We start from the raw sequence: 14408 nt of genomic DNA, 5'->3' as shown, positions 1-14408 counted from the left end.
AAATAAAATGAAAAACTACTTACTAATGCTATCCATTGCGATAGCAGTATCTTCGTGTTCTAGCAACAAAAAAACGGTAACGACAAAATTCGATCCTAACAACAATCCTTATTACGTAAAAAAAGAAAAAAAAGGAGTAACCGAAGTAAACGATCCTAAAATACAAGGAAAAATTAATACAATTATCGAGAAACATCTCGGGATTTCAATATCTTCTATTGCCATATCACCAATTACTCTTACTAATTCTGGATATCACTGGAAATTTATGAATGTAAGAAACGGTAAAAGTTTTATAGGATCTACTGATCTTAAATTTGAGTCTGTTAAAATAACAAAGAACAAGAAGAAACCTAATACTCAAGTATCTGATTTTTAAAAGATATTATTGTATTCTACCAGATATGAAAAATACATTGTCGTTTTCTGTTTGAATAACTCTGTAGTTTCTGTTCTGCTTTTCTTAAAAGTTTATATTTATAGCTTACTTCAGCGGTATCTTCAATACAAGTACCTTTTTTAAATACGAGGGTATTAAAGTATTCATGATCCCAATCAACAAGTTTTTCGCTATGCTTTCTTTCGAAACAACCTGAATTCTCTTTATTTTCAAAGTACATCCTTTGTTCTGTAACTTCAATTACTTTTTCTGCAGTTGTAGAGGACACTCCCTGACTACTTTCTTTATAAAGTGTATTCATATACATGATTTCAGAAATTGAAGTCTTCAACTTTAATTTATCTTCATCTATAAAATAATTTTCTAAAAACGTATCATTACCAAAACCTTGCTTATAAATATGAGTCATCAATCTCAATTTATCATCCAAATAATAAAGCTCTATTCTTCCTGATAAATCCTCCGAACATTTATAATATTTTGTTCTATTTTTTATTAAAGTATCCTTTGCTGTAATTCTTTTTAAAAAGGTTTCATAGGAATCATTAACATCATCAAAACTTTCCTGTCCGTGTGAAACACTTAGGAAAAACAATAATAATACAAGTGGAAATATTTTCATAACAATAACTACTTACTTACAATTAGGTTACAATAGATAAGCTTTTTTTCTTAATAACTGTTTTTAATCGAAAAAATCAACAAATCAACCAATATCACATTTTAATTTTATGCTTAAAACATAATCTTGATGTGTTTAACCAGTAATTTTGAATTATTAAACAAACTCATTATGAAAACAAAATTACTCATTGCTCTTTTAGGGTTTTCCATTATTAGTTGCTCTAGTTCTAAAGAAACATTAAAAGAAACAAATACCGTAACATCCGCACCAGAAAAAGCTCGTAAAAACGAAGCTAGCATAAATTATGCATCTAAAGAAATTAACCGTAAAATTAATAGTATAATTCAGAATTATTTAGGCGTACCAATTTCTTCTATAGCCAGGTCAGATGTAAAAGAGACCGAACAAGGATATCAATGGAAATTCATGAATGTAAAAACGGGAGAAAACTTTATCGCTAATACTGATTTTAATTTTAACTCAGTAAAAATTACAAAAAACAAAAGAAGTTAATATCGTAGTAACCTACAACTACTTTTATTAATATTAATACGCAGTTTTTTTGCCTCAACTAAGCGTAACCTGATTTAATTATAAATCAGGTTTTTTTATACATTTCTATTCATCAATTGTTCTCCAAAAATTTGTAAAATTTTCTTTTTATCCTGTGAAATCGATAAATTATTTAAAACCTCAAAAGCTTTTTCTGTATACTTCTCTATTTCTATTCTTGTTTTTTCTTTTGCTCCAGTAGTTTCAAAAATACTTTTAACGGTTTGTATTTTCTCCGATGAATCTTCTGGGTTTAAAGAAAAAAGTCCTTCTAACTGCTTTTTCACATTATCATCTGCATTCTCCATTGCTTTAAGGAACAAAAAGGTTTTTTTATTCTCGATAATATCTCCACCTACTTGCTTTCCAAAAGTAGCAGGATCACCAAAAGCGTCTAAATAATCATCTTGCAACTGAAAAGCCAAACCAAGCAACCTCCCAAAATCATAAATAGCAGATTTACAAGCACCTGAGGCATCTGCTATAATTGCACCCATTTGCATCGCTGCAGCAACCAGTACCGCAGTTTTATACTCAATCATTTTTAGATATTCTGGAATTGTAACATCATCTCTTGTTTCAAAATCAATGTCGTACTGCTGCCCTTCACAAACTTCAATTGCAGTTTTAGTAAACAATTGTGCTAATTGCTTAAAAGTATCTCCTTCATAATTTTCAAAAAGTTGATAGGCATTAATCAACATAGCATCTCCCGAAAGAATCCCTGTATTAATATCCCATTTTTCATGAACAGTCTCTTTCCCTCTTCTTAGCGGGGCATCATCCATAATATCATCATGGACTAAAGAAAAATTATGAAAAACTTCAATGGCTAGTGCCGCATCAAGGGCTTTTTCGTAGGATCCACCAAAAATTTCAGATGTCATCAACACCAAAACTGGTCTTAATCTTTTCCCTCCAAGTGTAAGGATATAGGAAATAGGCTCATATAGATTTTTGGGTTCCTTGTCTATAGTATTCTTTGATAAATAATCTAAAAAATATTCTTGATAATCTGAAATGCTATTCACCACTCTTTTTTTGCGCTAAGGTAAAATAAAAATTAAAAATCTGTTTAGTTAAAAACCTTATCTCTAGTCAAAATAAACATATACTATTTTATTGAAACTAAAAGTCTTCGGACACCTATAAAATCCATGATAGTAATTCTTTAAAATTAACCTAAAACAGTCTTAATCATAAAAAAAATAATTCTAAAACCTTTGTCTACACCATAATATTAACAATATCTAATACTTGTAAAAGCACAAAACCTAATAATAGCTTCGGAGCATATGAAAGATCCCCCTAAAAACTATAAAATAAACACTACTATACATCAACTAAATCTAAAGTAATAAATTAAGATTTTGTAATTTATAAGATAGACTGTCCAAATTAGACAGCCTTTTTCGTTTTATTCAAAAAAGAAAAGCATAATTAAAACAGTTCAACCCTGCATTGTGACGGTTCAAGTTATTTCATTGTTAAAAAATTGTGAAACTTAGGAAACTTTTAATGTTTTTAAAGTTTCCTCATGTACATTTGCACAAAATAATCTAAACCCTAGATGAAGGAAAAAATAATTGAAAAAGCAAATGACATGTTCTTAAACCTTGGTTTTAAGAGTGTTACAATGGATGACCTTGCTTCGGAAATGGGAATCTCTAAGAAAACGATTTACGCACATTTTCAGAATAAAACAAAGCTAGTCGAGGCTACTACAGATCATTTATTCTGTAATGTTAGCGATGGAATCGACGCTATTTTAGAAGAAAACAAAGAACCCATAGAAGAATTATACGCCATTAAGGCATTTGTAATGCATCACCTTAAAGGTGAAAAGACATCCCCTCAATATCAGCTTCAAAAATATTATCCAAAAATTCACAGTAGTCTAAAAATTAGACAATTTGACACAATGCAAGAATGCGTTATAGAAAATTTGGAAAGAGGTATAAAAACAGGAGTTTTTAGAGAAAATATCGATACTGAAACTATTTCAAGATTATACTTTATGGGAATGACAGGAATAAAGGATCAAGAAATGTTTCCTATCCAACGATTTCCAATATCAAAATTAATGACAGATTATTTAGAATATCATGTACGTGGTATCGCCACAGAAAAAGGATTAAAAATTTTAGACAACCTATTAAAACAACCATAAATTATGAGAAACAACCTTTGGTCGATATGTTTCTTTAGCTTATTTACAACAATTTCTTTTGCACAAGAAACACCCGTTTCTTCACAATATTCATTTACATTGGATGAAGCAATTGAATTTGCATTAGAAAATAGTTATCAGTCTATCAATGCTAGACGAGATGTAGCTAAAGCTTTAAAGCAAAAATGGGAAACCACAGCAACCGGTTTACCACAAATTAATGCTGCGATTGATTATCAAAATCAATTAAAGCAACCAGTTTCTTTGTTACCAGCATCAGCTTTTGACAGTAGAGAAAGTACTATTAATACCGTTGAAGAATTCTTTGACTTAACCGCTAATGGTTCTCCCGACCCACTTGAAGGTTTTATACCAGTAGTTTTTGGAACTAAACAACAACTAACTGCAAGTGCTACATTATCTCAACTACTTTTTGATGGATCTTATCTTGTTGGTTTAGAAGCTGCTAAAAGTTTCTTACAGTACACTAATGATTCTCAAGAAAAAACACAACTTAATGTTCGCGAAAGTGTTATTAATGCCTACGGTAGTGTTTTGGTATCAAATGAAAGTGTAAAAATACTTGAGAATAATAAAACTGCTTTAGAAAAGAATTATGAAGAACGAAAAAAGATTTTCGAAAATGGTTTAGCAGAAGAAGAAGATGTAGAACAATTGCAAATCACGTTACTGCAGATTACTAATCAACTAAATAATGCACAACGATTATCTAAAATAGCATTACAAATGTTCAACCTCACTATTGGAGTAGATGTTGATTCTAATACTGTTTTGTCCGACAACCTTGATACTTTAACTATTAAAAATGTAGATACATCTGTTGGATTAAAACCTTTTGTCATAGAAAATAATGTTGATTATAGATTAGGATATTTATTAACAGAGCAAAGAAGATTAGAACTAAAATTAGAAAAAAGTAAAGCCTTGCCTACATTATCCGCTTTTGTAAATTATGGAACCCAAGCCAATAGTAATTCTTTTACATTCTTAGAGAACGAACAACGCTGGTTTCAATCCTCAATATTAGGAGTAAGCCTTAATATTCCAATTTTCAGTTCTTTAGGAAGAAGTGCAAGAACACAACAAGCAAGAATCGCTTTTGAACAAGCAAATACATCTTTTACAGAAGTACAACAGCAAATTCAATTACAATACAATTCTACAGTAAGTGATTATCAACTTTCTCTAGAAACATATGAAACCTCTAAGCAAAATCTTGCCTTAGCAGAAAGAATAGAAAACAAAAACCAAATCAAATATACCGAAGGATTGGCATCCAGTTTTGAGTTAAGACAAGCACAATTACAATTGTACAGTGTACAACAAGAAGTGTTACAAGCAATGCTTACTATTATAAACAATAAAGCCAAACTAGAATCAATTCAAAATACACCTAATAATTAGACATACTCATGAAAAAAATACTTACCATATTCTCTGTATTTCTTCTTTTTGCTTCTTGTGGTCAAAAAGATGGAAAATCTATTGAAAAAGTAATAGAAAATGGCGACCTAACTGCGATTAGAGCTAAAAGAAGTGAAATTGTAGCTGAACAACAAACTATTGCAGACAAACTTAAGCAATTAGACGAAGCTATAGCATCATTAGACAGTATCAAAAAACTTCCTCTGGTTACTACAATACAAGCAAAAGATACTTTATTTAATCACTATTTAGAATTACAAGGAAGTGTAGAAACAAAAAAGAATATTGTTCTATATCCAGAAACTTCTGGGACACTTCTAAAAGTATTTGTGAAAGAAGGACAACGTGTTTCTAAAGGTCAGACATTGGCTAGAATTGATGATGGTGGTCTTAGTCAACAAGTGGCTCAAATGGAAGTGCAGGCAGAATTAGCTAAAACTACTTATGAGCGCCAGAAAAAATTATGGGAACAAAAAATAGGTTCCGAAATTCAATACTTACAAGCAAAAACAACTTATGAGTCTTCTAAAAACGGAGTTGATCAGATGAAACGACAATTGGCTAGATCCGTAGTGACCGCTCCATTTTCTGGAATCGTTGATGATGTTATCGCAGAACAAGGAAGTGTTGTTGCTCCTGGACAAACAGAATTAATTCGTATCGTTAACTTAAACGATATGTATATTGAGATCGAAGTTCCAGAAACATATATTTCTAGTATTGTGAAAGGAAAAGAAGCAAAAGTTCATTTTCCAATATTGGGAACAACTATAGATACAAAAATCAGACAAGTGGGTAATTATATAAATCCTAATAATCGTTCATTTACTGTAGAAGTATCAGTACCAAATAAGGACGGCATTATTAAACCCAACCTTACCGCTAAAGTAAAAATCAACGATTATACTAGCGAAAAGGCAATCTTGATACCCCAAAGTATTATTTCAGAAAATTCTGAAGGTGATCAGTATGCATATGTAACTTCCGGAAAAGATGCTAAAAATATAGCAGAAGCAAAACGTACAATCGTAAAAACTGGGAAAACTCAAGGAGACTATATAGAAATCCTAGAAGGAATCACTAATGGAGATGATATCATAAGTGAAGGAGCTAGAAGTGTTAAAGATGGTCAGAAAGTAGAAATTATAAACTAATATCTTATGGAAGTAAATAAGAAAAAAGTAGATAAAGAATTTAGATTATCGTCTTGGGCCATAGACAACCCAACAACCATTTATGTAATGATGGCGATTTTCTTCATTCTTGGATTATCGGCATATTTTTCTATGCCAAGAGAGAATTTCCCAGAAATTAATGAAACCAAAATTTACATTAGCGTTCCATACCCAGGAAATACCTCTGAAGATATAGAAAGACTTATCGTTGATCCTTTAGAAGATAAATTAAAGAACCTTGGTGGAGTTGTAGAGATAGTATCTACATCTCAGGAGGATTATGGAATTATAACAGTAGAGTTCGAAGAAAAATTTACTGTTGCAGAAGCAAAACAAAAGGTAAAAGATGAGGTAGACTCTGAAAAATCTAACGAAGACTGGCCCACTTTTAATGGAGCCAAGGTAGAACCAAATGTTTTTGATTTGAGTATCTCAGAAGAAACTCCAATCATGAATATCAATATAACTGGTGATTATCCAGTAGATAAGTTAAAACAATTTGGAGAATATCTAGAGGATGAAATTGAAGATCTAAAAGAGATCAAAGGTGTTGACATAAGAGGCGCCCAAGAAAAGGAAGTAGAAGTAGCTGTTGATATTTATAAAATGATGGCTGCTAAAGTAAGTTTTGATGATGTCATTAATACCATTAGAAACGGAAATGTCACTATGTCTGCCGGAAATATGATCACTAGCGGACAACGAAGAACAATCAGAATTCTAGGTGAGATAGATCAACCTTCAGAACTGGATAATTTTGTAGTAAAATCTCAAGACGGAGCTGTATATCTTAGAGATATTGCAAAAGTTACTTTTAAAGAAGAAGACAAAACTACCTATGCTAGAGAATTTGGAGATAATGTAGTAATGCTAGAAGTTAAAAAACGTTCTGGAAAGAATATGGTAGAAGCTGCAGACCAAATTAAAGTAATCGTTGCAGAGGCCGAAGAAAATGTATTCCCTACAGATCTAAATATTAGTATAGCTAATGATCAATCAACAAAAACGATCAATCAAGTAGATGATCTGGTAAACAATATCATCTTTGGAATAATTCTCGTAGTTGGTGTATTGATGTTTTTCTTGGGATTTAGAAATGCTTTGTTCGTTGGGTTTGCAATACCTATGTCTATGTTCATATCATTTATGATTTTATCTCTATTAGGGTACACAATGAATACTATGATCCTTTTTGCATTGATTATGGGCTTAGGAATGCTCGTAGATAACGGTATTGTAGTAGTAGAAAATGTATACCGTTTAATGGAAGAAGAAGGCATGTCTCGTATCGAAGCAGCCAAAAAAGGAATTGGCGAGATTGCATTTCCTATTATTGTTTCTACACTAACAACAGTTGCTGCCTTTGTTCCTCTAGGTATGTGGCCAGGTGTCATGGGACAGTTTATGATATATTTTCCAATTACATTATCGGTCGTATTAGGTTCGTCATTATTTGTAGCTATCTTTTTTAACTCCATGTTAGTTTCTAGATTCATGGACATTGGTGAAAAAGAATTAACAGTAAAACAATTGATACGCCTAAGTTTAATTCTTGGTGGGTTTGGAATATTTATAATGATTGTTGGCGGTCCAGCAAGAGGACTTGGTACTTTAATGATATTTACCGCGATCATGTTCTGGATTTATAAGTACCTTTTAAAAAGAATGGCTACTTTTTTCCAAACCAAAATTTTAACTTGGTTAGAAAACACTTATCAACGCTTTCTTTCATTTGCGTTAAGAGGATGGAGAACTTATGCTTTTATAATTGGAACATTCTTACTACTTTTTGTAGTATTTGGTGCATTTGGTGCTTCGATTGGAAGTCAACGAACTAAAGTAGAATTCTTCCCTGATAACACCCCAAATCAAATCATTGTATACATCGAATATCCACAAGGAACGGATATCGAAAAAACAAATAAAATCACTAAAGAAATTGAAAATCGTGTATACGCCATCATAAATGATCAAGAATATATCGAAGGTGAAGATCACAACTTTTTGGTAGAAGCTGCGGTGTCCCAAGTAGGGGAAGGTGCCGGAAATCCTCAAACAGATGGTGGTAGTAGTGCAGAAATGCCGCATCGTGGTAAGATCATTGCCGCTATGAGAGAGTTTAAATTCAGAAAAGGAAAAGATTCTGAAGAATTACGATTTAAAGTACAAAAAGCATTAAAAGGAATTTATCCTGGTATTGCTATTTCTGTTGAAAAAGATGCAGTAGGCCCCCCCGCTGGATATCCAATCAATATCGAAATCGAAGGAAAAAATTATGATGAGTTGATTAACGTTGCAGAACGTATGAGAAACTTTATCAATGAAAAAAATATTCCTGGTATCGAAGAATTAAAAATAGATGTTAATAAAGGGAAACCGGCTATGCAAGTAGCTGTTGATAGACAAAAAGCTGGTGAATTAGGTGTAGCAGCTGGTCAGGTTGGTAATCAATTGCGTCGTTCTATTTTTGGTGAAAAAGCTGGTGTTTACAAAAAAGAAGGAGAAGATTATGATATCTATGTACGCTTTGATAAAAATGATCGCTATAATACCAGCGCTCTATTTAATCAAAATATTACGTTTAGAGATCAAGCAACTGGTAGACTCAAAGAAATTCCTGTTTCTGCAGTAGCTTCTAAGAAGAATACTTCTTCTTTTAGTGCTATAAAACATCGTGATACTAAGAGAGTGGTTACTGTATATTCTGGATTACAACCTGGTTATACTGATGCCGGTGCTATCGTAGCACAAATAGAAACTGAGATGGCAAGTTTTACAGGTAAACCAAACAGTGTTAAAATTAACTATACGGGTCAGATTGAAGAACAGAATAAACAAATGGAGTTTTTAATGGGTGCCTTTTTTGCAGGATTAGGACTTATTATGTTAATCCTTATTTTCCAATTTAGCTCTATTTCAAAACCTACAATTATTATGATTGCAATTTTCTTAAGCTTTATTGGAGTATTTGGAGGGATTCTAATCACTGGGGCAGCATTCGTAATTATGATGACCATGATGGGAATCATATCTCTGGCAGGGATTGTAGTAAATAATGGGGTGGTACTTCTTGATTATACCCAATTATTGATTGATCGTAAGAAAGTAGAACTCAATATTCCGGAAAATGAGCATCTTGATAATGATGAGGTAATGAAACTGATCGTAAAGGGAGGAAGAGCTCGTCTGAGACCTGTAATTCTTACTGCGATAACAACGGTATTAGGTCTGATTCCTTTAGCAGTTGGATTTAATATTGATTTCTTCTCATTATTTGCCAATTTTGATCCTAAAATTTATATTGGTGGTGATAATGTGATTTTCTGGGGACCTTTAGCTTGGGCTGTTATTTACGGATTAATTATAGCTACCTTCCTTACTCTAATTATAGTACCTTGTTTGTTCTTTATGGTACACAAGATAAAGGTTTGGTTTAGTAAAAAAAGAGATGCTAAAACAATAATCACTGAAGAACCAGATCTTGAAGATGATGAGGGTGGTGAAATTCCTATACCATCTACAACATAAGTGAAACTTAATTATACAAAAAACGCCGCAGATTTGCGGCGTTTCTAATTTCAAAATAATATAAAATGATTATTGATTTTCTGACAAAGGTATTGGTAAAACATTAAATACTTGATCTCCTGCTCTATCAATAGGTAACGTATTAGACAATCCATATCTTTTTAAATCAAACATTCTATGATTCTCTGCCCATAAAGAATAACGTCTTTGATTTAAAAGTTCCGTTGTTAGATCTCCTGATGTTTGAGCACCAGCATAATCTACTAAACCGGCTGCATTACGAATTACATTCAATGCGTCCTCTGCATCTTGTAAATTACTTGCTAATATACTCGCTTCTGCATATATTAAAATTAGTTCTTCATTTCTAAGAATGTCAATTGGTGTTACATTCGATGCATATAATCTCGTTTCATGTGTTCCATTGAGTCCATCCTGAGCACTTGGCGTTGGCCTAACCGCTGCTTTAGATGCTACTCGTGTATCACCTGCTTCAGCATCATTTATCCAACTATCGTGAACAATAATCTGATCCGCATTATTTGGTTCCTCAGCGGATGTTGAAGGTGAACGAAAAACACCATTAGGTAGATCTCCAGCTCCTAATCCAAAAACATATTTAGGCCCATTGGTTAAACTTCCCATAAGATCGAAATAAGAGTTTGACAATTCTGAAAGAGCACTAGTTCCATCTCCTGCATATACTGCAGCAAGGGCGGCAACAGCTCTATTAAATAAAATGAATTCATCAATAGTAATTTGACTATTATCATCACGTACATCATCTCCCATCTCACCCGATGTATCTATTAAATTACCAAAACCTGAAATAGGGAATAAGAATTGATCTAAAGAAGTAAATCCACTTAAATCATTTTCAGCTTCGTCTAACAAGTTTCTAATTTCTACAAGTGCGGCATCAAATTCTAAAAAAGGACCAGGATTATCCGGATCTGCTACATCAATTCTTGCCGTACCATAGGATTTCAAAATCTGAATAAGCTCATATGCAATATAAGTTTTAGCAAAACCTCGGTATCCATTTTTATCCATTTCCTCTATAACCTGTGTGTTATCCAATGCTTCTAATAAGACATTTGCATTTTTGATACATCTATAACTTCCAACAAACTGAGCGGTACTATAAAAAGAATTATTATCCAATTGAATTCCATTTTTCCCTAATAAATCACCCGTATTTCTAGGATCTGCATCAAATAAATATAGCTCTCTTGCTAACGTACCACTAGTCGTTGTTTCTATACCAAGACCTTCTCTCGAACTAGCTTGAACTCCAATTATTAATTCATTAAGTTGTCGTAAAGAAGCATTAGATTCTACACCTTCAAGACTTGGCCCATTAGGATCTATATCCTCATCAAAAGAACACGATGCTGCTACCAAAACCAGTAAAACAAGCATCATATGATATTTCGTTTTCATTATTAATCTATTTTTCATTATCGCTTATTTTAAAAATTAACATTTAAATGGAAGTAAAATTGTTGCGAACTAGGGAAAGGAGTTACCTCTATACCACTAGATAAACCTGCTCCTCCATTTACGGAAACCTCAGGGTCATAACTACTATAATCAGTAATTGTAAATAAGTTTCTACCTGATACTCCTAGTTTTATACCTTCCACTACTTCTCCAAAAAGTCCTTCTATAATATTTGAAGGGAATCTATAATAAATCGATGCTTCTCTTAGTCTTACATATCCCGCATCTTCTATAAAACGTTCAGCATTGGCAGCAGTTCCCAATCTAGCTTGTCCTTCTGGAGTTTCTAAATCCGGCGAGGTCTGTCCTAAATCGGTAAGGAATCTAGATAAATTTAGGTTTTCTCCACCTTCTTTCCATTGTAATAAGAATGAAACATCTATTTGTTTGAATAATGTAAACTGGTTATTAAATGCCATCTGGAAGTCTGGCTCCACATTTCCTACTTGTTTTAAACTTGCTTCTAATGGGCCATCTCCATCTGGATCTATATTACCAACAATCTGTGTTACAGGTTGTCCTTCTTCAATAAAAAAGGTACCTAAACCAGTTCCAAAACCAGCACCAGGTTGTGCAAATGCAGGAACGTCTAAACGGGTAACTTCCGATCTATTAAAGTAAAACTGAATTCCAGTATTCCAAAAGAAATTATCACTTCTATAAACATCTCCTCTTACCGCTAATTCTAAACCTTGATTTACCAAATCTGCTAAATTTGTTGTTTCAGTAGTAAAACCAGATGAAGCTGGTACATTTCTAGATAATATCAAATCGCTAACTTTTCTATTATAATAAGAAGCTTCAAAAGAAATTCTACTATCCAATAGTCCTAGATCTAAACCTACCTCAAATTCGGATGAAGTTTCTGGTTCTATATCTTCATCTCCTCTAAATTCGACACCAAGACCTCCATTACCTCCAATATTACTTGGCTCCAATCTTGTGTATATAGAACCAAAAGCAGCAGATGATCCCGTTTCTCCATAAGCACTTCTTATTTTTAATTGATTAATTGCTTCAATATTCCAAAATCCAAAATTTGCTACATTTACAGCAAGAGAAGCTTTAGGAAAGCCATAGAACTTGTTTTGATCTCCATTTAATGTAGACTTATCGAAACGGTATCCTAACGTAGCTATAATTTGATCCTTATAATTACCTTCGACTTGAGCAAAATAACCAAAATCTTTCTGATTTGATCTTTCTTGTTCAATAACCTGATTTACAGATTGATCAACACTAGTCTGTCCTCCAAATAAATTAGACCCTCTACTATTTACTAAATTTGCTTGTTGTTCTAAATAACTAACTCCTCCTTGTGTGGTAAGATTAAAATCCCCTTCTAATGCGGTATGATCCCATACGGCCAGTGCTAATAGGTTAAACTGAGTAAAATTATTTCTTCCTTCTGCAACAAAACCTTCTTGATTCCCCACCTGAGCCTGATGTGTTTCAGGAACATATACGTAAGTCTCATTTGCTAAATAATCAACTCCTCCATTCACTACAAATTTTACTCTATCATTTTCTTTAGTTAGTAATTTAGTGGTGAATTTGACCCCTTGAATAAATCTATTATTAGAATCTTCATTTTTCGCTTGATCTCTAACAAAAATTGGATTTCCAGGATAATTTGGATTGTTAGGGTAATTACCATCTGCATCTGGAAATAAATTATTCCAAGGTCTAGTAAATGCTAAAGTATAACCAAAACTTAATCCCCCTTCATTTTCATTTCCTGTAAAACTTCTACTAGAATTACTTCTTACATAGTTAGAGGATAAAGAAACATCGAAAATGTCCGAGATTTTATGATCTATATTACTTCGAATAGAAAATCTATCAAAACCTGTCCTTTGGATAATCCCTTCTTCATCACGGTAAGAACCACCTATATAAAACCGAGTCTTATCATTACCTCCGCTAGCACTTAATTTTGTTTCTGAGATAAAACCTACATTTCCATAGATTTCATCTTCATAATCAATCAATCCACCGTTCTGAATAGCATTGTTAAAAGCAGCAACTTCTGCTTCTGCCGCAGCTCTTGATCTTGCTTCAGCCTCCGGATCATCTGGATTAGGTGTAAAAAATGCATCAAATACACTTGTAGCTGTCCAAGGACGCAATCCTAGTCTATTTTGTATAACATTGATCCCTGTATCCTGACTAAATCTAATTTTAGTTTTTCCACCTTTTCCTTTTTTAGTAGTAATAATTACTACCCCAGCATTTGCTCTCGTTCCATAAATTGCCGCAGCAGAAGCCCCTTTTAATATTTCAATATTTTCTATATCATTGGGATCTATATCCGCCAGTCGGTTTCCAGCATTTTCTTCATTCTCTCTATTAGCTCCCGATGCAAAACGAAGCCCCGAAGGTACCTCTACATTATTAATATATACTCCATCTACTATAAATAGTGGTTGATTATTTCCATTAATCGATGATATACCTCTTAACCTTAATGCAGTACCTCCTCCTGGCGCTCCGGAAGAAGCGGTAATATTAACACCTGTTACCTTACCATATAATGCACCGTCTACAGTTGTTTGTCCAGTATTACCAACTAACTCTTCGGAAGATACGGTAGAAACAGCATTAGCGAGATTAGCCCTTTTTATAGATGAACCTAATCCAGTAACCACAACTTCTTCTAATGATTCTGTAGATTCACTAATTTGAATCGTGATATTATCAATTTGAGAAACATCTATTATTTTAGTCGAAAAACCAAGAGCAAATACTCTTAATCGAGCCGGTAATGAATTTACGGTAATAGAAAAATTACCATCAATATCGCTGGCAGTACCGTTATTCGTACCATTCTCTACAATATTTACGAAAGGTGCTCCTTCACCGGTACTTTCAATAACTACTTTTCCGGTAATAGTTTCCTGAGCAAAAAGCATGACAGGAAAGAAAAACAAGAATAGCAAAAGCCCCTTGCTAGTTTGTGTTTGTTTTTTCATAATGATTTGTTTATAAGTTTGGTTAAATCTATTAAAA

Annotated in this window: 10 protein-coding genes; 6 read left to right on the top strand and 4 right to left on the bottom strand. The window is 32.9% G+C overall.

The annotated features are described in order from the left end of the window. Positions 1 to 7 precede the first annotated feature (7 nt). A complete protein-coding gene (locus J8L88_RS21720; RefSeq protein ID WP_027393924.1) occupies positions 8 to 379 on the top strand; it encodes a hypothetical protein in 372 nt (123 codons plus the stop codon). 16 nt (positions 380 to 395) lie between these two features. On the opposite strand, the gene J8L88_RS21715 is transcribed toward J8L88_RS21720, so the two are convergent. Continuing rightward, a complete protein-coding gene (locus J8L88_RS21715) occupies positions 396 to 1022 on the bottom strand; it encodes a hypothetical protein (RefSeq protein WP_211061831.1) in 627 nt (208 codons plus the stop codon). 171 nt (positions 1023 to 1193) lie between these two features. Here J8L88_RS21715 and J8L88_RS21710 point away from each other — a divergent pair, with 171 nt between their 5' ends. Continuing rightward, positions 1194 to 1538, top strand: coding sequence for a hypothetical protein (locus J8L88_RS21710; protein ID WP_211061830.1), 345 nt, complete (start codon positions 1194 to 1196; stop codon positions 1536 to 1538). Between the two features lie 95 nt (positions 1539 to 1633). Here the strand turns inward: J8L88_RS21710 and J8L88_RS21705 are convergent, their stop codons facing one another. Then, positions 1634 to 2608, bottom strand: a complete 975-nt coding sequence (locus J8L88_RS21705; protein WP_211061829.1) for a polyprenyl synthetase family protein — start codon at positions 2606 to 2608, stop codon at positions 1634 to 1636. A 539-nt stretch (positions 2609 to 3147) separates the two neighbouring features. Between J8L88_RS21705 and J8L88_RS21700 the strand changes: the two genes are divergently transcribed. The 4 genes from J8L88_RS21700 to J8L88_RS21685 are packed head-to-tail and all read left to right on the top strand — an operon-like array spanning position 3148 to position 9896. Then, the gene (locus tag J8L88_RS21700) at positions 3148 to 3747 is read left to right on the top strand and encodes a TetR/AcrR family transcriptional regulator (protein ID WP_118388900.1); all 600 of its coding nucleotides are present in this window, start codon (positions 3148 to 3150) and stop codon (positions 3745 to 3747) included. A gap of 3 nt (positions 3748 to 3750) precedes the next feature. Further along, positions 3751 to 5172, top strand: coding sequence for a TolC family protein (locus J8L88_RS21695; protein WP_027393929.1), 1422 nt, complete (start codon positions 3751 to 3753; stop codon positions 5170 to 5172). A gap of 8 nt (positions 5173 to 5180) precedes the next feature. Continuing rightward, on the top strand, positions 5181 to 6347 hold the full coding sequence (locus J8L88_RS21690) for an efflux RND transporter periplasmic adaptor subunit (RefSeq protein ID WP_118388898.1): 1167 nt from the start codon (positions 5181 to 5183) through the stop codon (positions 6345 to 6347). 6 nt (positions 6348 to 6353) lie between these two features. Further along, entirely contained in the window at positions 6354 to 9896 is a 3543-nt protein-coding gene (locus tag J8L88_RS21685) for an efflux RND transporter permease subunit (RefSeq protein ID WP_211061828.1), read from the top strand. Positions 9897 to 9965: 69 nt separating this feature from the next. Here the strand turns inward: J8L88_RS21685 and J8L88_RS21680 are convergent, their stop codons facing one another. Next, complete coding sequence (locus tag J8L88_RS21680) at positions 9966 to 11339, bottom strand: RagB/SusD family nutrient uptake outer membrane protein (RefSeq protein WP_247666529.1); 1374 nt, start codon at positions 11337 to 11339, stop codon at positions 9966 to 9968. 29 nt (positions 11340 to 11368) lie between these two features. Then, positions 11369 to 14371 (bottom strand): SusC/RagA family TonB-linked outer membrane protein, encoded by a 3003-nt coding sequence (locus J8L88_RS21675; RefSeq protein WP_211061826.1) that lies wholly within the window; start codon positions 14369 to 14371, stop codon positions 11369 to 11371. Between the last annotated feature and the right edge of the window lie 37 nt (positions 14372 to 14408).

It is taken from the genome of Aquimarina sp. MMG015 (assembly GCF_018100855.1).
Lineage (GTDB): Bacteria > Bacteroidota > Bacteroidia > Flavobacteriales > Flavobacteriaceae > Aquimarina > Aquimarina latercula.
This window is presented reverse-complemented; position numbering and strand designations above follow the sequence as displayed.